Origin of the sequence: Paenibacillus sp. p3-SID867 (assembly GCF_025142895.1) — a bacterium.
GTDB lineage: Bacteria > Bacillota > Bacilli > Paenibacillales > Paenibacillaceae > Paenibacillus_AQ.
The window spans coordinates 44,101-63,846 of the sequence record NZ_JAMBDM010000009.1 but is presented as its reverse complement, the minus strand read 5'-3'; the positions used below and the strand labels follow the sequence as shown (position 1 = coordinate 63,846).

General features: G+C 44.2%; 18 protein-coding genes and 2 pseudogenes. 11 read left to right on the top strand and 9 right to left on the bottom strand.

Features of this window, described 5'->3' with window-relative positions:
- Window positions 1-114 precede the first annotated feature (114 nt).
- The 3 genes from M4D81_RS19100 to M4D81_RS19090 all read right to left on the bottom strand — a co-directional run bounded on the left by M4D81_RS19100 (window position 115) and on the right by M4D81_RS19090 (window position 2,475).
- The gene (locus tag M4D81_RS19100) at window positions 115-516 is read right to left on the bottom strand and encodes an ester cyclase (RefSeq protein ID WP_113059838.1); all 402 of its coding nucleotides are present in this window, start codon (window positions 514-516) and stop codon (window positions 115-117) included.
- Window positions 517-563: 47 nt separating this feature from the next.
- Entirely contained in the window at window positions 564-1,736 is a 1,173-nt protein-coding gene (locus M4D81_RS19095; protein ID WP_260067861.1) for an SGNH/GDSL hydrolase family protein, read from the bottom strand.
- 187 nt (window positions 1,737-1,923) lie between these two features.
- On the bottom strand, window positions 1,924-2,475 hold the full coding sequence (locus M4D81_RS19090) for an NADPH-dependent FMN reductase (protein WP_397376712.1): 552 nt from the start codon (window positions 2,473-2,475) through the stop codon (window positions 1,924-1,926).
- A gap of 193 nt (window positions 2,476-2,668) precedes the next feature.
- Here M4D81_RS19090 and M4D81_RS19085 point away from each other — a divergent pair.
- The 4 genes and pseudogenes from M4D81_RS19085 to M4D81_RS19070 form a co-directional block, all read left to right on the top strand.
- Window positions 2,669-2,818, top strand: a pseudogene (locus M4D81_RS19085) (ArsR/SmtB family transcription factor); the annotation flags it as partial.
- A 473-nt stretch (window positions 2,819-3,291) separates the two neighbouring features.
- On the top strand, window positions 3,292-4,617 hold the full coding sequence (locus tag M4D81_RS19080) for an alpha/beta fold hydrolase (RefSeq protein WP_260067679.1): 1,326 nt from the start codon (window positions 3,292-3,294) through the stop codon (window positions 4,615-4,617).
- The gene (locus M4D81_RS19075; protein WP_260067675.1) at window positions 4,614-5,045 is read left to right on the top strand and encodes a hypothetical protein; all 432 of its coding nucleotides are present in this window, start codon (window positions 4,614-4,616) and stop codon (window positions 5,043-5,045) included. The genes M4D81_RS19080 and M4D81_RS19075 overlap by 4 nt, the downstream gene beginning before the upstream one ends.
- 87 nt (window positions 5,046-5,132) lie before the next feature.
- Window positions 5,133-5,696 (top strand): DUF998 domain-containing protein, encoded by a 564-nt coding sequence (locus M4D81_RS19070; RefSeq protein ID WP_260067674.1) that lies wholly within the window; start codon window positions 5,133-5,135, stop codon window positions 5,694-5,696.
- A 332-nt stretch (window positions 5,697-6,028) separates the two neighbouring features.
- On the opposite strand, the gene M4D81_RS19065 is transcribed toward M4D81_RS19070, so the two are convergent.
- Window positions 6,029-8,005, bottom strand: coding sequence for an ATP-dependent DNA helicase (locus tag M4D81_RS19065; protein ID WP_260067672.1), 1,977 nt, complete (start codon window positions 8,003-8,005; stop codon window positions 6,029-6,031).
- Window positions 8,006-8,273: 268 nt separating this feature from the next.
- Here M4D81_RS19065 and M4D81_RS19060 point away from each other — a divergent pair, with 268 nt between their 5' ends.
- The 3 genes from M4D81_RS19060 to M4D81_RS19050 all read left to right on the top strand — a co-directional run bounded on the left by M4D81_RS19060 (window position 8,274) and on the right by M4D81_RS19050 (window position 10,335).
- Window positions 8,274-9,134, top strand: coding sequence for a S1C family serine protease (locus M4D81_RS19060; RefSeq protein ID WP_260067671.1), 861 nt, complete (start codon window positions 8,274-8,276; stop codon window positions 9,132-9,134).
- 524 nt (window positions 9,135-9,658) lie between these two features.
- Window positions 9,659-10,009 carry a hypothetical protein gene (locus tag M4D81_RS19055; protein ID WP_260067670.1) on the top strand — a complete coding sequence of 117 codons (351 nt, stop codon included), beginning with the start codon at window positions 9,659-9,661 and terminating at the stop codon, window positions 10,007-10,009.
- 116 nt (window positions 10,010-10,125) lie between these two features.
- A complete protein-coding gene (locus tag M4D81_RS19050; protein WP_260067668.1) occupies window positions 10,126-10,335 on the top strand; it encodes a hypothetical protein in 210 nt (69 codons plus the stop codon).
- Window positions 10,336-11,077: 742 nt separating this feature from the next.
- On the opposite strand, the pseudogene M4D81_RS19045 reads toward M4D81_RS19050, so the two are convergent.
- Window positions 11,078-11,371 (bottom strand): annotated as a pseudogene (locus M4D81_RS19045) (MFS transporter); the annotation flags it as partial.
- A 278-nt stretch (window positions 11,372-11,649) separates the two neighbouring features.
- Complete coding sequence (locus tag M4D81_RS19040) at window positions 11,650-12,528, bottom strand: sigma-70 family RNA polymerase sigma factor (RefSeq protein WP_260067667.1); 879 nt, start codon at window positions 12,526-12,528, stop codon at window positions 11,650-11,652.
- A gap of 300 nt (window positions 12,529-12,828) precedes the next feature.
- On the opposite strand from M4D81_RS19040, the gene M4D81_RS19035 reads away from it, so the two are divergent.
- The 4 genes from M4D81_RS19035 (at window position 12,829) to pcaD (ending at window position 16,453) form a co-directional block, all read left to right on the top strand.
- Window positions 12,829-13,188: a DoxX family protein gene (locus M4D81_RS19035; protein ID WP_260067666.1), complete on the top strand. Its 360-nt coding sequence runs from the start codon at window positions 12,829-12,831 to the stop codon at window positions 13,186-13,188.
- A 254-nt stretch (window positions 13,189-13,442) separates the two neighbouring features.
- A complete protein-coding gene (locus M4D81_RS19030; RefSeq protein WP_260067665.1) occupies window positions 13,443-14,336 on the top strand; it encodes a helix-turn-helix domain-containing protein in 894 nt (297 codons plus the stop codon).
- Window positions 14,337-14,526: 190 nt separating this feature from the next.
- Window positions 14,527-15,552: an NADP-dependent oxidoreductase gene (locus M4D81_RS19025; RefSeq protein WP_260067664.1), complete on the top strand. Its 1,026-nt coding sequence runs from the start codon at window positions 14,527-14,529 to the stop codon at window positions 15,550-15,552.
- A gap of 79 nt (window positions 15,553-15,631) precedes the next feature.
- The gene (gene pcaD / locus M4D81_RS19020) at window positions 15,632-16,453 is read left to right on the top strand and encodes a 3-oxoadipate enol-lactonase (protein WP_260067663.1); all 822 of its coding nucleotides are present in this window, start codon (window positions 15,632-15,634) and stop codon (window positions 16,451-16,453) included.
- Window positions 16,454-16,588: 135 nt separating this feature from the next.
- On the opposite strand, the gene M4D81_RS19015 is transcribed toward pcaD, so the two are convergent.
- The 3 genes from M4D81_RS19015 to M4D81_RS19005 form a co-directional block, all read right to left on the bottom strand.
- Entirely contained in the window at window positions 16,589-17,680 is a 1,092-nt protein-coding gene (locus M4D81_RS19015) for a hypothetical protein (RefSeq protein ID WP_260067662.1), read from the bottom strand.
- A gap of 81 nt (window positions 17,681-17,761) precedes the next feature.
- Window positions 17,762-18,829, bottom strand: a complete 1,068-nt coding sequence (locus M4D81_RS19010) for a sensor histidine kinase (RefSeq protein ID WP_260067660.1) — start codon at window positions 18,827-18,829, stop codon at window positions 17,762-17,764.
- A 4-nt stretch (window positions 18,830-18,833) separates the two neighbouring features.
- Complete coding sequence (locus M4D81_RS19005; RefSeq protein WP_260067658.1) at window positions 18,834-19,544, bottom strand: response regulator transcription factor; 711 nt, start codon at window positions 19,542-19,544, stop codon at window positions 18,834-18,836.
- Window positions 19,545-19,746: the final 202 nt, after the last annotated feature.

The window sequence follows — 19,746 nt, the reverse complement described above, 5'->3', positions numbered from 1 at the left end:
GCTGAGGTGTTGGAGGACAAGAACATGTACCTATTGCCGATTCGATAAGTTTCTTACAAACGTACTACCGACCCAAGTTTTGGATCGGTAGTACGTGATGATATTTATGGGAAGTTAGCTGCCTCGAATTTGGCTCCACATGGTCACCATGTCGATCCAGCCTCGATGCTCTGCGATCTTGCCGTCCTCTACACGATATTGACGGTACAGCGTGACATCAATCGTATTACCCGTTGGCGCGGTTCCAAAGAACATGCCTTGATGTGTACCTTTCACGGTCATTCTCACGAGCACCTTGTCCCCTTGACCGATGATCTCTTCCACGGTGTATTGTTTATCAGGAAATGCCTCCAGGATCGTTGCTGCGAATTTTTTCAGACCTTCCTTGGATTGGTAAGAAAGCTCTTGATAATCGTTGGAGAGAAATCGATCCACGGAGTCCAATTCACTCTGATTCCAAAATGCCTCGATAAATTGGTTTACTGTTTCCACATTTTTTTGTTCCATCGTTTTCATATAAAACATCTCCTTTTTTAATGTTTATTGAAACCAGTTGTACTGGGTCAAACCAAATCAGATTTTATAAACAGGGACAATGGAATACAATCGGCTAATGCTTTGAATCCGGCATCGCTAGGATGAAGATGATCGCCGAAATCATAGACGGGAAGCAGCTGTTCGGGATGCTCCGGATCAGCCAGCGCAGTGTTAAAGTCGATAATACCGTCAAATACTTCGTTGGTCAGGATCCAGCGGTTCACTTCTTGCCGGATGAGCTCCTTCTCATTGGAGTAGTACGAAGCGCCGCCAAACGGTGGGAGGGTAGCAGCAAAAATGCGCAGTCCGTTCTCATGTACTTGGGCTGCCAATTCCCTCATTCCATCAATAATCTGATTTGCGGTCGCATATCCGAGTCCAATATCATTGATTCCTTCGAGAAAGATCACATCGGTAACTCCAGAATGTGAAAACAGGTCACGATCCAGGCGGGAAAGCACACTTTCTCCACCTATTGGCAGACCAACCGCTGGCCCCTTTTTCAATATTTGATTGCCAACGATTCCCGCATTGAGAACGGAGATCGGATAGGAGGTATGTTCTCGTCGAAGTCGTTCAAAGAAAATATCCGGCCAACGATGGTTAGCATCTGGAGTAGATGTACTCCCCTCTGTAATGGAATCACCAAGTGCGACAATGACACGTAAAGGCTCACCTTGTGTTAAAACCTCAATACCGGATAACCAGTAATAAGAATGAATTTTCTTCCGGAAAAAATCCGCGCTACTATCGTCGGCATGATTCCCCTCGGCGACATAAGTCGACCTAGGAGGCGAAAAATGCCATGTCGAGGTTCGTGTCGACTCAGGAACATAAACGCTGACAGCTACGTCAACATGTTCGTTTACTTGGAGATCGACAGGGTCCGAATAAACTTCTTCCCCTGCAGGAATGACGATGGAGAATTGACCATTCAAGGCAACTTGCCGACTAGTTCCGGGAACGGTTTCCCCATCTTTTGCGGCTAATGCTGCTGTTACTGTGCCGAAGACCGCAGGCTCGGAACCGTAAAGATTTGAAAACTTCAAGCGGATCTTTGAACCGAAGGCATGCGGATGTATAATCATTCGGATGGTCTGATCCTCGAATCGCTCTTCGGCAAAGTTCCCATCAAAGTACGTTTGACTTGCAAACCAAGATCCCATCCAATGGCCGTCAGAATACTTATGTTGATTCATTATCAAGAAGAAACATCTCCTTTGGTGTCACGTTACCATTTGGTAACCTAATGATGATAAGAAAAACGTCTATCGACGTACTTTCAAAGAAGACAGACCGCGTTTAACTGTAGTTTTTCTTGCGAGATAAGGGTGTTAAACTACGGAAGTTTATACTTTCTGATCTCTTAAAATAGGGATTGTGCTGTTAGTTTGCTGCCGCTGCTATCGGTGTTAGCTTACGGGTCAGATCCACGAAAGTGCTCACCGCATCTTGTACCCGGTCTCTCATTCCCTCATCTATCGGAGCGCCGTCGGGACCAAACGTGTTCGATCCATATCCGATCGAAATCCACTGCGAACAGTTAATTCCGTGCAAGTTGCGTACAATAGTCTGCAAATGCGACAGCGAGCTAACTCCGAGCGGACCGCCGGCGGAACTTACGGAAAGCACTGCCTTGCCCGCAACCTGGTTTCCGGTTATATAGTCTAGGGCGTTTTTAAGCGCTCCTGATACGGAGCCATGGTATTCCGGCGTTGCAAGGATCAAACCGTCTGCCTCTGCGATTGCTTCCAATACATGCTTAACGTTAGGATGGAAATCCCAGTTGTCGGGTGAAAAAAGCGGCAGCTGCAGCTCCGATAAATCAACGAATTGGACAGATATGTTCTGGGCTTCTAAAAGGCTGTCAATATACCGAAGTAGGTTCGTGCTGCTTGCGTTTGTGCGGTTACTGCCTGCAATCAAGGTTATTTTCATCTTCAACATCACCTTTCATTTTCAAATGGTTGTCGGAATGGATATGCAAGTCACCGGCTGACAAACAGATCCGTTTGCGATATCATGTGACCATTAGGTCACTTATTATGTTTTTATAATACGTTACCATAAGGTAACGTGTCAAGCGGTACAAATGAATTTTTTTTCAAATCGACAGGAAGGCGGTGTTTTGATGGAGATTGACATATTCAAAGCGCTTGCGGATCCCAGCCGCCGTAAGCTTTTAGATTTGCTTCACGCTTCTGGCGGGCGGACACTGAGTGATCTCTGCGAGCCCCTCGACATGTCCCGATTCGGCCTCATGAAGCATTTGAGGATTTTGCCAAAACAATTAAAATTACGATACTTTAGCAGAAAAGTACTCGCAAAATATAAGGGCATAGGAAAGTACTCATCCATTGATGCCAATACAAAAGAGGCAGCCTCGTAAAGCTTTAAATCTATGCGGGGCTGTCTCTTCGTGTTTACGGGTTTTGATTTGAGTTAATTTGTTTTTATATGTGTTGACGCGTATATACACAATGATGTATATTAAATTCATGAGATCAGCAACAATTCAGTTAAAGCCTCGAAGCCGGACCGTTCCAGGAGCTGGATGAATGGTTTGATTCCTTCAGCATTCTATGGGAAGAGCGTCTCGACAATCTCGAGGAGTATATGCTGGACTATAAGAATAAGAAGGAGGACTTATGACAGGTATCAACAGTTTTATCGCGAGCTACATGCTGAACTACCAAGAAGTCTGGTACCAAAGGCTGGATTCCCTTGAAAACTACATGAAAAGGATGACTGCAAATGAAAAGAGAAACAACCATTCGTAAAAACCGCGGTCGCAGAGAACTCACAGTCGAGCGTATCGTTGCGATGCCTGTTCAGCTGGCATGGGAAGGCTGGACGGAGCCCAAACATATTACAAAATGGTGGGGGCCAATGGGCTGGACGACAACCGTTTACGAAATGGATGTGCGGCCAGGTGGAGTGTGGCGGTATTGTCTTCAAGCGGATGACAATAGCGGCGAGGCGGCCTATTGCAGAGCCACATATGACGTAGTAGAGGCACCGGGAAAACTAGTGTACATAGACACTTTTGCTGACAGCGATTGGAATATCGTTTCGGATAGTGAAATGTACACAACCGTGTTGTTCGAGGAGAAAAGCGGAGGAACGCGGATTAGTATCGTGACGCGATTCGCTACCAACGAACAATGGGACCACGCTGAAGCGATGGGCATGATTGAAGGATTCACCGATTCTTATGATCGACTGGAAGAATACTTAGAAAATTTAATAGGAGGCAAAAACTCAATGGAAACCGTTATTTCAAAAGATGGGACACAAATCGCTTATACCAAACAAGGAACTGGCCCTGCAATCATCCTCATATCATCGGCAGCGGCTGATTATAAGGATGCTTCTCCGTTAGCCGAGCATTTGTCGGTCAACTTCACCGTATACAATTACGATCGTCGCGGACGAGGCCGCAGTACGGATACCTCACCTTACGAAATCACACGTGAAGTGGAAGATATCGAGGCTTTAATTGCAGTCGCCGGAGGGCAAGCTTACTTGTTCGGAAGCTCATCCGGGGCCGTGTTGGCGCTTGAGGCCGCGAGCTTGTTAGGAGATTCAGTCGCAAAACTCTTCTTGTATGAACCGCCATTCATTATTAACGACAGCCGTAAGCCTGTACCTAGTGATTACGTCGAACATTTGAATGGACTAATCAAAGATGAGAAAAGGTCTGAAGCAGTCGAATATTTCGCATCCGAGGCTCTAGGCATTCCCGGGGAATATATCGGCTATATGAAAGCCGATCCTTCTTGGAACAAGATGGAGTCCCTGGCGCATACTCTTGCTTATGATGGCATCATTATGGGAACGACGCAATCCGGGAACCCGCTGCCAACCGGCAGATGGAACGTTACGATTCCTACTTTGGTTATGACTGGGGAAAACAGCGAACCGCTTTTCCATGGCGCGGCACGTGCGCTTGTCGAACTTCTTCCAAAGTCTGCTGCACATTCGCTTGCCGGTCAAGATCATTCCGCGGTTGTCATGGCTCCTGATGTTGTAGCAAAAGCCATATCGGATTCCGAACAATTAAGGAGAGTGGGAGCATGACGAATATTCAAACGTTGGACCGACTAGTCGGTACTTGGCAAATCAGCGGCGGAGCAGAAGGAACGGTAACCTACGAGTGGATGGAAGGCGGGCACTTTTTGATACAACACGTCCATCTTTCCCAGAACGGACAAGAAGTGAAAGGGATCGAGATGATTGGGCATTTAAAGCCCTTCGGCGAAAGCAAGAGTCCGGATATTCGGTCCCGTTATTTTGATACGTTAGGCAATACCTTCGATTATGTGTATGAATTGGAAGGGGATTCACTCGTCATTTGGGCTGGAGACAAAGGATCGCCTTCCTATTATAAAGGGGCATTCCGCTCTGACGGAGATACCCATTCGGGGGCATGGCATTACCCCGGCGGGGGAGGTTATGAAACGACGATGACGAGAGTCTCGCCAGCAGGAGGGATGGGCATTGGTTAAGCAGTTGGTAGCAAAACCTTTAACGGTGACGGCTTCCAGATTCGCGCTAGCGTCAATTTTCTCAGGAGCATTGTTCGTGCTTCTCCTATGCAGCCTGCATCTGCTGCAGCCGAATTTGATCCGACATGGCGTTTTATTAGCGAATATGCTCTTGGCGACTTTGGTTGGATGATGCACCTGGCTTTTGGATTGCTGGCATTTGCTCAAATCAGCGTAGCAATTACGATATTCCCGCATATACGTACGGTTACGGGTTTCATCGGACTTGTTATTCTTGGAATCAGTGCAATAGGCGTAATAATCGCAGGCATCTTCGTGACCGATCCCATCTCCGTTAGTCCGGATGATGCGACGTTTAGCGGCAGCATGCACTCAATCGGAGCGATGCTGGACTACACGCCGGTAGCCGCATTACTGATTAGTCTTTCGTTATGTCGACTTGATGTTTGGCGTCCTGTGAAGAGAGTGCTGCTCACAATCGCGAGTATTACAATCGTCGCGATGCTGGTATTTGTGTTTCAAATTCCGCAAGACGGGCAATTCGGACCGGAGGTTTTAGCCGGTATGTTCGGACGGTTCTTAATCTTGGCGGAGATTACGTGGCTGATTATTGTAGGGATTCATGGAGCCAAGCTCGGAGCTTCTAAATAAATGTAATCGAGTTAAACACAGAAGAAAAAATACATGTATAGTTATTTCGATATCCTTTCTATGGGAAATACCATGATTGGAGAGAAGAGAGTCCGATCTTATGATTATTGGAGTGGCTGTTCGAGAATCGAGACATCCAGAAAATTACTCAGTTATTACGTTCCAATTATATTGATTACATCTCAAAATAGTGTCTATGAGTAACATTCCCACACATAATACAGTATAAAAAACACCTGTTCTGAGACGCTCCAGGTCTGCTTTATGACTTGAATTGCGTTACAGAACAGGTGTTTTTCCGAGCTTACGTTAATACGATTTCGAAGGATTAACTACAACGATTCTACTTCAAGTATAGCTCCAGGCGGCAATACTGCTTCAACTCTATCTCTGACATGCTGATTGAGCAAAATTTCCGCATCCAAGATGGCTGCAATCCCTTGATCCGTCGATGAGCGAATGAGTCTACCTAATCCTTGCCGTAAGCGAAGCAGCATATATGGCAGGTCTACTTCTTCATATGCTGAATCAGCGGCTTCCCGTTTAGCCATAAATACAGGATCTTCCGGGGGATAAGGCAATGACCAAATCATAACATTGGATAATGAAGGTCCCGGTACGTCCAACCCCTCCCATAGGCTTGCCGCACAGAGCACGCTTTCCTCTGTATTTTGGAATTCAGCTATGAGGCTGCTAATTTCATGGTCACCTTCATACAGCATGGTATAGGATGCGAAATCTGGATGGTGCGAAGCGGCTTGCTTAAACTCGCGAAGCTCATTCATTGTTCTAAATAACAATAGAGCTCGTCCTTCGGTACGTTTGATCAGCTTGGCCGCCAGGGCCAGCTTCTTCGCAGCAGCAACCTCACTCCGAATCTCTCCATCTTGCAAAAGTTCACGCGGTGCCAAGAGCTTCATCTGCTTCTCGTAATCGTACGGAGAGTTCACGGAAAAAGATAAAAATTCGCTAATTCCGAGACTTCCTGCTACGTAATCAAAAGATCCATCTACCGACAAGGTTGCAGATGAGAATACAATCGGCATCTGAAGCCCGAATACCCGGTCCTCCAGCACTTCCTTGACCGTTTGCGGCATAATGGCAAGGGTTGCAGCCCCATCCACATTTTCTTCCGCCCAGCAAATGAAAGTATCAGGATCACGGAACAGATGAAGAGCCGTTTGGATCATCTCCAGATGCTCCTCAACGATACGCAGCTTATATTCATCAAGCGTATGCAAGCCACTTTCAAAGACCAGCTCTTCATCAATAGCTTCGATCGTACCTTTCCAGCGATTCAGTTCTTGAAGAAGCTTCTCATCCATTCGGATTTGTTTTCGATCAGAACCGGGTATCGCTGTACTTTGCTCCGCTACCAGAGAAAACACAAGCTGACTCTGATCAATGGAATCTTCAATTCGTTCGGCTAGCGTTTCCCTGATCTCTCCATCTAGAAGACGAGTAATAATCTCTTCATATGCACTATGCTTCAGCTTATAACTGAGGGCATGTTGTGCTGCCGTTTCGAGTAAATGTCCTTCGTCAAAGACGACTGAACTATGTTCCGGGAGCAATGGAAGCTGACCTTCTCTTTTTCTTCCCTCATAGGTCCACACATGTTCCATGTAGTAATCATGGGAACAGATAATAAGGTCTGTAGATTTACGATAATGGTCCCGAGATAAGGTCATGCCGCAGCGATGTCTTTGATCACATACAAAACAATCCTGAAATGAATCCCAGTTGATCTTATTCCACTGTTCATCATTCAGATGAGGGTATTCCTTACGATCGCCGTAAGGGTAAAAAGATTGCATCGTTCCTGGGGAATGAACAAAATCAGGAAGATTTTCATACACGTCTTCAATAACCGCCGCATCTTCATCCTGAAGACGAACGCCGTCAATTTTTTTAAGACATAGATATTGATCAGGGGATTTACCAAGCCGCGCATCAATTTGTAAGTCCAAATAACGGGCAAGCTTAGCTACGTCTCCTTCCTGTTTTACAAGTTGCTCAATGAGCGACTCATCTGCACAGGCAATCACTGCAGGTTTGCGAGTATATCTTGCAAAGTTAACTGCATAAAGCAGATACACGAGAGTTTTTCCCGTACCTACCCCAGCTTCAGCGAAAATAGTTTTCTTACTGGCATAGGCTCTTTCCAATTGGTAAGCCATAAAAATTTGTTCATCCCGGACATCAAATCCATGTTCAGGTAACACATCATAAAAAACATCCGCAACCCAATCGCCGACCTGCTTGACGAACGGCTCTGACGGATCATAGGAGAAAGGATATCGCTCCACGCTTACGCCTCCGAGACTATCATATTCTTATTAGGAAAACTAAAATTATCTCATGAATGAAGAGGTTTGGCAACCCACTTTTCTCAACGATTCAAAGAGAGAGGAAGTGAACACTATGTCCAAAACGATAATAATAAAAAAACAAGCTGCATTCCAATGAGATTGTAGCTTGTTTTACTTGTATTATACGTTTATCCAATCGTTCCCGATCACGGTCTGCCAAGGTTTGGTATAATTATCTTGAATCCGTGTTTTTATTCTATTTCTCTTGAGCAGGGAGGTATTTTCCATCCGTAACGATGAGCCGAATGATACCAAAACATCCGCCGATCCGGTAAATGATACTGATATCCCACCTGAATGGGAAGAAGAATTTTGGAACCTGGAAGATGACAATGAAGAAGATGAGTTGAATCCACCACCCAAAAGAACATGGATCAAAAAAACAATTATTATGATGTTGGCCATTCTTCTACTCGGTAATCTAATTGCTTTTATACCACAGATTTATAATCTACCGACACTACGGTTTTTGAAAAAGGATTCACAGTTATCACAAGATGAACAGATCCAGCAATATAAGCAAGCCGTTGTCAACGTTAGTATTGGTGGTCGGAAAGGTACAGGGTTTAATATCGCTCCAAACGGACTCATTATAACGAATCAACATGTTATGGATAATGACAAGGCTTGCATCATCCAATTCTTTAATGGAAAAACATATTTGGCAGATGTTATCGTAAGTGACAGCGAGATCGATATCTCCATACTAAAAATTAGAGACAATGCGAACAACCTACCTACACTCCAATTGGAAACAGAGATAGCCTATCAAAAAGGCGACCCTATTCATGTCATCGGAAATCCGCTAGCATTCTCTCGAATCGCCACTGAAGGCACAGTGCTAGGATTAACTCCATTAGAGAGTCCCCAGCTCCCCATGCTTATGATACAGGCTCCAATTCATAACGGAAACAGCGGCAGCCCTGTTATTAACAATAAGGGAAATGTGATTGCAGTTGTGTATGCCACAACAACTACATCACAGGGAGGCCGCTCTATCCCCGTAGGTCTTGCTATTCCAATTGATTATTTGGAGAAATATGAAAAGATTATGTTTCAATATTAGTAGGCAGCCGATCCATATGGATCGGCTACTTTAAAGGATAGAGAATGATCTTGCTACGATAACAAAAGGATAACGATTTACAAAATGTAACCATTAGGTCAGTCCAGTCGCTGTTATAGCGGTTTTTTTTATTTTATCGGTACAATTTCGTATCCCGAGCCAAAGACAGGAAATTATACCGATTGCCGTATAGGACAAGAAGATGGTCCGATTACCGATTAGATAGTTGTCTATGACTCCACTAACACTTGGAGATAATAGTGGCCATGGGCATGTTACAAATATACCCAAAAGTACTATTTCATCTGATTCAATTTTTTTATGTAACTTTGTTTCCTTTATTGGTGTTTACTAAGTTGAAGGAAACGAGAAAGTGGATCATAAATCATATGGAGAAATGAACGTACACATGGTTATATTACAAAAATAAAAAAACGAAGGAGAAGTGGAGATATCTAAACTATACCGTTTACGATTATACATTCCAGTGCATACCTGAAACATCTTTGAAGAGGGGAGTGATCATGAATAAGAAGTATTTAAGAAGAGCTACAATCATTGCAGCAAGTTGTCTTGTATTAATGAGCGCATTATTTATAGTCAGAGAACTTATAGTTAATAAACAAGTTGTAGACTCGACTATTAATGACACCACTCCACCAAAAAAAGCAGTATCAGATTGGCAAAATGAATACAACAGAAAAGCACTAACGGAACCGGCGGAAAGGGTAGTAACTGAATATGGAGATTTTTATTATGCTCCTTTTCCAAAACAATTTCCAAGAGATGAAGTCGCTAACCTAGATATTGAAGAGGAAGTGACCAAAGATACAAACCAGGTAATAGTGAGGGGTTATTTTTATGAAAAAAAATAAAAATAATTTCATCGTATACGCTTTTATCCGGTCTAACATTCAAAGATGAGGGACTAGAAGGTGAAAAGAACGGGACGGAACGATTACAGAGTAAGTGTGAGAAAGGAGTGAAAAATGTGAGGGTGTATTCTAAAGGCATCAGAAAATTGATTGGTCTGGTTATTATCGTATGTGTAGTAGGAGGTGTACTGGGGTACCAAAGCTCATTTGCTAAAAGCACGAATAATCAAAGCTCCGAACATTCTCCTAACTATCCTGAAAATGAAAATGGGCAAACATACGGTTCATCCTCAGATGCTGCTTCTCCAGAAACAGACCCGAATTAATTAGCGCAATAGGCATAGATGGCACTGCAGGATATGTGCTGAAAAAAGATTTAGACGGTGAACAACCAATGTCACCCCAGGATGCCATCGCGTTACAGAACAATAGATCACCAGATGGTCGTGATATCCCTCTTTATGATGTTGAAGGTACAACCGTAATTGGTGTGTTTCATGTTGGAGGAAAATAATAATAAAGTATGCTCAGTGTTAAACTAAAGGGCAGGGGAGTTCTATAATTTACGAATCCTCTACATATGGAATCATTTACGAAGTTGGTAGATAAGACGTTATACGAATAATGGATTGCTGTTAAAGAAGCTTCCGGTTCGAAAGTAAATAATCATGCGGATTATTTTTATATAACTAGGTCGGAAAATATTCATATTAAGACTAATACCGGTGAGGTTTTTGGGATTCGTGCTTACGACAAATCGAATACAATACTATATGATAATTCTTAGAAGCAATAACAGTAGTAGGAATTGTCGGGACAAGATTATAGTCCCGTTGAAAGTCGCTAATTTAGCGGCTTTTTTTGTTTTAGCGGTTCAAGTTCTTGTCTCGAGTCGAGGACAAGAACATAGTCCGATTACCGATTAGATGAGTGTCTAATGTTATGGGCAGAGGTTGCAGTGCGTGTTCACAGACCCGGGAAAAGGAGTCGGCAACATAGCGAACCAGTCTCTGAGCTCGCTATGCTGCCATGAGTAGACTTGTCCCGTAAGGTATGTTTTGCATACCCTTAATCTGCTGACTGCACCGCCGAATGCCGTGATCCATGCTGGACATAACAAACACGGCAATGAGTACGCCGAGTACACCGAACCAGGAAATGGATGCCAAAGAAACACGGTTAACGATCAGCCCGCCGATTCCTGCGCCGACAGCCGACTAAGGATAGCAAAATCAACGAAATGACGTGAAGCACCATCCCTGAAACGAGCGTGTATTTGATGCCCCGACTATCAGCGCTGTAGCCGCCGACTTTCGAGCCAATCAAACTGGCAATACCGAACGCGAACACGAGTTCGCATATACAAATCCTAAGCTTTGAGGAGCTGGTAGAACAGCTGATGGAGCGACTCAGGCCCACTTTTGAGCATACGTTTGAGGTCTTACTTAAAGGCATTGCCGCATCTAATATTATGACCCTCTCCTGCACCTCCAGTTGCTGCTTATTTAAGTATGCCAACTGTTAAGCTAACGGGCAGGTTGCGTAAATAAGGGCAGTGCTATCACGGAGGTTTGGAGAATTACATTGAAAAAGACAAAACGCACTGTCTGTGATCGGCGACAATGCGTTTTGCTTTTTATCTAATCCTTCATTTCCGCTAAGGCGAGCTGACGAATCCGCGATTGTTCAGCAATCATCTCAATCTCGGTAATTTTGCCCTCTATAATCTTGAATTCGAGAACGAAAAGCATTTTACCCCGAGGAGCGACGACTGCGCCAATAGAACCGTTTATAAGAATCCGTCGTGCACCCTGGGCACGACCAGCGAAGCCCTTGGCCACAGCTTCCGCACCCTGAACAATTGGCCATGCTGCGACCGGAGGGAATGCAGGATCCTGTCGTAGTACAACATCGGGGTCTAAAACCGCAAGAAGCTTCTCGAAATCTCCCGAACGCGATGCGGCTAGGAAAGCATCTACAAGTTCGCGCTTTTTCTTGAACCCCTCGGAATCCGCAGCAACTTTTGCTCCCTGAATACGACGGCGTGCTCGACTCGCAAGCTGTCTGGCCGCAATCTCATTACGTCCGATAATTGGTGCGATTTCTGAAAAAGTTAAGGCGAAAATATCGTGCAATACGAACGCAATACGTTCAGCGGGATTCAAGTTTCCGAGAACCATAAGCATTGCAAGACCAACAGAATCAGCCAACAAAGCTTCGTACTCAGGATCGCTTCCGTCTTGTTTACTATTCAATGGCTCCGACACTCTCATCAGCGTAAGCTCTTCACGTCGTGATTTGCGAACGCGCAGCATATCCAGACACACCCTGGAGACGATCGTCGTCAGCCATCCACCCATATTCTCGACCTTACTACTATCAGTGCGGCTAAGTCGTATCCATGACTCTTGTACCGCATCATCCGCCTCGCTTAAAGATCCAAGTATTCGGTAAGCCATCGTTTGTAAATGATTTCGATGTGTCTCAAATTGTTCTACAAGCCAATCAGGATCATTCATTGCTGACATTCCTCCCATAGGTTTTATCTGTCATACGAAACTCAACAAAGGTGACAATGAGATGTGCGAAAATGCATGTTGCTCAATTTTTTTTTACTGGACTGGTCACGTTTCTTTGCTGACTTACGACATAGTTAGTGACAGGGAAACGGGGCAATACAAACCATATAGAAGATGTCCCGGGAAGATTATTGTAGACGAAGGAGCTGATTATTGTGAGTACGACCAATATTTTGAAGCATCGATGCATGATGGTCAAGAGAACGGACCTATTTTAATCAAATAAGGGAGGTATTCTAAATGACAATATTTTCAATCGCACTTCAAAGCTTGTTGATTGCATACTACATCTTTTCGGGGACTGCAAAAATGCTCGGAGTAAAATATTGGACCGATATATTCGAGAATCTTAAACTGCCGAAATGGCTTCTGCTCGTGACGGGTGTCGTTCAATTAATCGGTGCTGCAGTGCTCATCGTCGGCTACTGGTATGCCTTGGCAGTAACATGGGGCGCAATTTGGCTTGGTATCACCATGCTCGTGGCGTGCCTCATGCATGTAAGGGCTAAGGATACGTTCGGCAAAACGGCACCTGCTCTTGTATTTGCTGTTCTTAATATCATTCTTATCGTCATAAATGCAGAAGCGATCATAATTTAAGAACGGAGTATGAAGGTGACAGCGGACCAAGTACGAGGCTAGTTTTCGTGATCAATTCCTCGATCGTCAACAGCGACCTAATTGCTAGGAATTAAGTAAGACTCGCTGAACGATTATCTAGGCGATTTTATGGACTAGGCTGCGGCGAGACAGTATGAGTAAATAAAGCAAAAAAGAACGCGCAGCCTTTCCAGGTTCATCACCAGCGAAAAACTGCCAGATAACTACATAAGTCGCATTTGGAGGAAGTTATTATGGAGAGCATGAAAAAAAACGACGAAATAAACTCCTTGATTCAAGAAAAAAAGAAACCTGAGTTGAGTTCTGAAGAATTAGGATGGAAGAGTATTCGTCCTTCAACTTGGATAAATATGAAACCTCAAGCGATATATGTACCTTCGACAGATAAATATATTGTTGCTGTCCATCTAAATCCACAACCGGTTAAATTGGTGAAAAAAACATACCAGTATCATCATGAAGGCTATGCCCATGCAGGTGAAATCAATGTGACATCGGCTGGAGAGGAAAGTTATTGTGCTTGGGATCGGGATTTTTCTTTTTTTCGGCTAGAGATTGCTTCTTTTTTTCTCCAAGAAGTTGCCGAACAGACTAATTTTTCCTATACCCAACAAATAGAACTGGCTCATGCCTTTCGACAACTAGATCCTAAGATGTTCCAAATTTCACAATGGATATTAGATGAATTTAAAAACGGTGGGCGGAATGGATTGCTTTATTTTGATTCATTGGCAAATCTTCTGGGCATCCATCTACTACAAAAGTACCCGATGGTAAAGATGGATCCATCACAACCGGACACATTAAAAAGAACACAGATCAGTTGTATTTTTGATTTTATACAGACTAATTACAAAGAGAATTTTACTTTAGGAGAGTTATCAGCTGCGGTTCAGATGAGTCCAGCCCATTTAGGACGCTTGTTTAAAAAGGCGACACAGTTAACCCCGCATCAATATCTGATTAAGATTCGGATTGATCATGCCAAACAGTTACTCCTGCAACAAGAGCTAACTATTGGAGAAATTGCAGCCTCGGTAGGTTTTTTTGATCAGAGTCATTTTTATCGTTATTTTAAACGAGAAGTGGGGTTGTCACCAAAAGAATATCGCAGACAAATTATTTGAGGTTCAAAAAAGATGGTTATGTACAAAAAGATGATTGGATTCTACAAGAATGTGAATCAGCGTTTTCTTATACTAAAAAACAAGCAAACTAAACAACCCACCTCTTGAGCACTATTGTTTGCTAACTTCAAGAGGAAATGTTTAATCAAGTACTATTTTCAAAAAAACAAATAGGAGGAGAGTGTGAAGAATGAATCTCCCAAATAAGCAAATTATTTTAAACCATCGACCTACGAATACACCAACAGAAGAAACATTTGGATTCCGTAATATTCCCATTGATGAGTTGAAAACTGGTCAGGTTCTAATCAAAACGCTTTATCTGTCTGTTGATCCATATATGAGATGGAGAATGAATAACGAAAAGTCTTATATCGAACCATTTACTCTCCATGAACCTATCAATGGAACGATGATTGGTGAAGTGATTGCCTCTCAGTCAGATCAATTAAACCTTGGAGACAAAGTGCAAGGGTTCCTACCTTGGCAACTGTATAATACCGTCCATGCTCAAGAAGTTAGCAAATTAATGGATCGCAAAGATTTTCCATTATCTGCGTACTTAAGTGTACTCGGTGTAACCGGGTTAACAGCTTACTTTGGTATGCTGGATATTGGTCAACCTAAAAAAGGAGAGACGGTGGTTGTGTCCGGCGCTGCTGGAGCAGTTGGTTCAATCGCTGGTCAAATCGCTAAAATTAAAGGGGCTAGAGTGGTAGGTATTGCCGGATCAGACGAGAAAGTTACACATCTAGTAAATAAACTCGGCTTTGATAAGGGCATCAACTATAAAAAAATAGATAGCTTACAAAAAACACTTGAGGAAGCATTGCCAAATGGAGTAGATGTCTATTTTGATAATATTGGTGGCCATGTTTCAGATATGGTGATGAACTTTCTAAATAATTTTGCCCGAATTCCATTATGCGGAACCATGTCCACATATAATCTCACGGAAAAAGAGGATGTTGGTCCGCGTATTCATCCCAAGATGATCAAAACCCGCTCTTTATTGCAAGGTTTTAATATTACTGATTTCGAAAAACGTTATGATGAAGCACTTCTGGAGCTTGCCGAGTGGGTAGCTACAGGTCAAATCAGATACGATGAAACCATTAAAGAAGGTTTTGAAAATGTTCCTAATGCTTTTCTTGATCTCTTTCGGGGGGGAAACCTAGGGAAACAGATTGTAAAGATAAGTGATCCAGCTAATTGATTAGTGAGAAATGTTGATTCCTAAACCCATTTTGGTTTTTTATACAAACTAGCTAACTAATAGAAAAGGAATGAGTAATATGACATTAAACATATTTACAACTAATAACGAACTAAACTTCTTTACAACTGGCGATGGATACCGTATTGCTTATCGACTGGATGGACCAGAAGATGCACCTGTATTGGCTCTCGCAAACTCAATTGGTACCACTTTGCATATGTGGGATAGGCAAATTCCCGAGTTGACGAAGCATTTTCGTGTCCTTCGCTACGATTTCCGGGGGCATGGCTCCTCGGATGTACCAACAGGGGCGTATTCGTTTGACAGACTCGGACGAGATGTGATTGAGCTACTCGATGCTTTACAATTCAATCGAGTGCATTTCCTTGGTCTATCGATGGGTGGTGTCGTTGCGCAATGGTTGAGCATTCATACTCCTGAAAGAATTGACCGGTTGGTTCTGGCAAACACTTCATCATACTTAGGACCAAGTGAGCAATGGGATCAACAAATATCTAACGTGCTGCAAACTGAAGACATGTCAGAAATCGCCGACATGTTTATGAGGAATTGGTTTCCTCCAGAAATGCTGGAGAAAGAGCGTTCGATCGTTTCAACGTTTCGCAACATGGTACTCCATACCAATCGACAAGGATTTGCAGGGAGCTTCGCTGCGATCCGCGATTTTGATATGCGCCGGACTGGGGCACTGATCAAAAGCCCAACATTAGTAATCGCTGGCCAGTATGATACGGTAACTCTCCCCAGTCACAGTGAATTGATATCCCAAACCGTGCCTAACTCCAAACTAGTCATATTACCTGTAGTGCATATGTCGAATATACAGCTTCCTGATGACTTTCTAAACGCCGTGCTTAAATTCTTGCTATCCAAATAGAGGCAGAACCACATACCTTTCAAGAGTAATTTTCCAAAAGCTAAACAAAGTGTCTAAAACTCTTTTTATATGTCGCCAGTTTCATTATAAAAGATAGGTGCGGACCGAGTAACCCGAATCACGGGATACCCCGTATCATGTGCATTGACGGCATTTCTCTTGTCTTCGGTAATAGTAGCAAATGGTTGCTGTCCCCAGAGCAATCCCCCAGATTGGCATAAGAAGAAGCGGCGTTGTGCCTCCCCAATTTTGAAAATCACCGCTCATCGTAAACTCAAGAATGACTTGGATGCCGGTAACCGTTAACAGGATCGCAACGAATCCGGCAGGAATGACGGCTAAGGCAGGAGGGACGCGTTGACCACCAAAGATAGGAAACCAACGGGGGAAGATTTCCCCCCAAGGCTTGATAAGTCCATGTGTGAGAAAGGCACCTCCGATCGAGACCAAGGCAAGTCCGGCACCGGCCCAATCCGCTCCTGATGCCTGCAGGCTGTACAGCATTTCATTGGTAATTCCCAAAGGAACTCCGAACAGCCAAGCTATACGAGTGATATCATAATAAAGTGGAGCTAGAATCGCTGCATAGGTTGCCCATATTCCCAAACGAGCCATTGCGTTCATCCGCCGTAACGTATGACCCTTGCTTCGTCCGCAATACCTGCAAGCATCGCGGGTGTGGCGCTGGTAGGTCAAAGCCGTTGCGGCCCATAACAAACCGCCGATGAGACAGATATATTGGTTCACGACCGGCCATGTGAAGAAATCGAGATAGTTTAACGACTGTCCGAATAAGGCTCCGATCAAAGATACTGGGGCATAAGCCATCCCAATTAGAGCGCGGGGATCCGGGATCGCAAAGCAAAGGACCATGGCTGCGCTCCAAGCGTATAACAGCATGATTGCCCGGGTGATCCCGCGGGCTTTCCGATTTAATAAGAGTATAGCCAATGCTCCCAGTAAACACAGGCAAGCGATGAACAGCCCGCCGTTAACGGCTGCTGCCTGCCGGAATAGGGAGTGAGCCGCACCAGGATCATTAACCAAGCCTAGCGGGAAGCCCAGGCCTCCTGCCCACCAATATAGTCCAAGCACACCGTAAGTGAGCGTCCAAATGAACGTCGCGTAAGGGACCCACTCCGGCCAACGCTTCCACCAATGCAAAGTTGAAGTTTCCGATTGATCCGGTAAGGCTGAGGATACATTCTTTTCATTTGCGGGATTCATAGATCGCGCCTCCTTATACATCATTACGATCAGTATAAGAAGCCTGGGTAAACATGAGGTAAACGGGAACAAAACTTCACCCTAAATGTGTTCTGCCTGCAGCCTGATCAAAATGGAAGTCCCTTCACCAAGAGAGCTTTGGACAGTTATTTTCCCGCCGTTCGCCTCAATAAATTTCTTAGCGATGGATAATCCAAGCCCCGCATGTTCGTTTGTTGATTGAATCGTATCACGCTCCGCAAGCTGGTTGAATCCGACCCCGTCATCTTTGATGCGAATCTCCGCAATCCGAAGATCGAGCAGCTTAATTCGAACCTCAATCTGGGTATTCTCCGGATTATGGACGACAGCATTAACGAGCAAATTCCGTATAGCACGTGTCATGAGTTTCGGGTCGCAGCTTATCGATATTTGTTCTGGTTCAGACTCCATGACAAATGCATATCCGACAGCCCAAGGAGCACTGCTGACATCCGCTACCGTTCTGCGCACAAGTTCAACGATATCCGTATGCTCGGCATTTAGAGGAATCGGACCGTTAACCGTTTCATTAAGGTCCTCAACAAGCTCCTGCAAATGCACGGCTTTCTGCTGTATAACCGACAGGAATTCGATTTGCTCCGTTTCGCTCCACCGATAATCAGGGTGAACTAACATCGCGGAATAACCGGAGATATAGGTTAACGGTGTTTTCAAATCGTGAGAGATCCCTTGAATCCATTCCTGCTTCGATTGTTCCGCTTCGCGGAGCGCCTTCTCGTTGTTTTGGAGCGTGCTGCCAAGCATTCGTAGGTGCTCGAACACTTCCTTGTATATCGAATACGGAATTTTCAGCGTGCCTTTGTCATCGGAGCGGAGGTCTTTCCAGCCCGGGGGCGGATCGAACCGTCCACTAACCAGGCGCCTGATCCAGAGGATCATGATGTAAATCGGCTTCCCTAGATACCATCCGATCAAAAGCAATGTAACAACAAAGAGAACGCTGCACATGACGACCACGAAGATTTCGTAATGATTCGAAGTGCTACCGGTTCGAATCAGATCCGGCCAGAATAACCAAGCAACCCCGAAGATGATCACTTGAATACAAATCAATAGAACAACGAAAGCCGCCAGCAGCTGAAGAGCGATGCGAAGCATAAAGTTCATGGTATTAGCCTCCCGACGGCGGAACGAACTTGTATCCGATTCCTCTTAACGTAACGATGACCTTAGGATTAGCCGGATCGACTTCCAGCTTCTTGCGTAACCTTGAAATATGAATGACGACGGTCTTCTCATCACCATGAACCATCGTTCCCCATATTTGTTCGTATAACTGCTGGGCAGTAAATACGCGGTTGGGGTGTTTGCAGAAATAGAGAAGAAGTTCAAATTCCTTAGCCGGACAAGGGGTATCCTTTTGATTGATAATGAGTTGGCCCGTTGACCGGTTCACTGTAAACGTCTTGAATTGATAAAGTTCTTCGGCGTATTTATGGTTGGATTCAACCATCATACTCCGCCTTAAATGTGCCTGAATCCGCGCGATAACCTCTAGAGGGTTAAAAGGTTTGGTTACATAATCATCCCCGCCCAAGAACAGACCTCGAAGTTTATCCAGGTCGCTGGAACGGGCAGTCAGAAACAAAACCGGAGTCGTGATGGTTTTGCGCAATTCCGTGCATAGCGAAAATCCATCCATGTCCGGAAGCATGACGTCAAGAACGATCATATCGAAACGTCTTGTTTGCACGGCATGGAGCGCTTCAACTGCGGAACCGGCTTTTACGATATTGATAAATCCTTCTTTTTGAAGCAGATTTTCAAGCATGACCAAAATACCTTCCTCATCATCCACTAACAATATGGCTTCGCTCCGCATTTTATAAGTCTCCTTTTGAATAGTGATGCCGTTTGATTATTAATCCGACTTATATTTAAGTACGGCAATCCAGATAAATATCCTGCATGCATATAAGCTGCTCATAAGGAAATGAAGGTTTTTTTACTCCTCATAGTCCCAGTATCAAAAAGTATCCTACCTTACAAAATTGATCGGATCAAACAATAAAGTGCGTACTACT

What these genes read in the sequence shown, in the direction of transcription:
- M4D81_RS19090 (WP_397376712.1), bottom strand. Translation starts at nt 2,475, where the DNA reads ATGAAAATAACCTTGATTGCAGGCAGTAACCGCACAAACGCAAGCAGC.
- M4D81_RS19075 (WP_260067675.1), top strand. Translation starts at nt 4,614, where the DNA reads ATGACGAATATTCAAACGTTGGACCGACTAGTCGGTACTTGGCAAATC.
- M4D81_RS19095 (WP_260067861.1), bottom strand. Translation starts at nt 1,736, where the DNA reads ATGAATCAACATAAGTATTCTGACGGCCATTGGATGGGATCTTGGTTT.
- M4D81_RS19010 (WP_260067660.1), bottom strand. Translation starts at nt 18,829, where the DNA reads ATGAACTTTATGCTTCGCATCGCTCTTCAGCTGCTGGCGGCTTTCGTT.
- M4D81_RS19025 (WP_260067664.1), top strand. Translation starts at nt 14,527, where the DNA reads ATGAATCTCCCAAATAAGCAAATTATTTTAAACCATCGACCTACGAAT.
- M4D81_RS19100 (WP_113059838.1), bottom strand. Translation starts at nt 516, where the DNA reads ATGAAAACGATGGAACAAAAAAATGTGGAAACAGTAAACCAATTTATC.
- M4D81_RS19005 (WP_260067658.1), bottom strand. Translation starts at nt 19,544, where the DNA reads ATGCGGAGCGAAGCCATATTGTTAGTGGATGATGAGGAAGGTATTTTG.
- M4D81_RS19070 (WP_260067674.1), top strand. Translation starts at nt 5,133, where the DNA reads ATGCAGCCTGCATCTGCTGCAGCCGAATTTGATCCGACATGGCGTTTT.
- M4D81_RS19035 (WP_260067666.1), top strand. Translation starts at nt 12,829, where the DNA reads ATGACAATATTTTCAATCGCACTTCAAAGCTTGTTGATTGCATACTAC.
- pcaD (WP_260067663.1), top strand. Translation starts at nt 15,632, where the DNA reads ATGACATTAAACATATTTACAACTAATAACGAACTAAACTTCTTTACA.
- M4D81_RS19080 (WP_260067679.1), top strand. Translation starts at nt 3,292, where the DNA reads ATGAAAAGAGAAACAACCATTCGTAAAAACCGCGGTCGCAGAGAACTC.
- M4D81_RS19015 (WP_260067662.1), bottom strand. Translation starts at nt 17,680, where the DNA reads ATGAATCCCGCAAATGAAAAGAATGTATCCTCAGCCTTACCGGATCAA.
- M4D81_RS19055 (WP_260067670.1), top strand. Translation starts at nt 9,659, where the DNA reads ATGAATAAGAAGTATTTAAGAAGAGCTACAATCATTGCAGCAAGTTGT.
- M4D81_RS19030 (WP_260067665.1), top strand. Translation starts at nt 13,443, where the DNA reads ATGGAGAGCATGAAAAAAAACGACGAAATAAACTCCTTGATTCAAGAA.
- M4D81_RS19040 (WP_260067667.1), bottom strand. Translation starts at nt 12,528, where the DNA reads ATGAATGATCCTGATTGGCTTGTAGAACAATTTGAGACACATCGAAAT.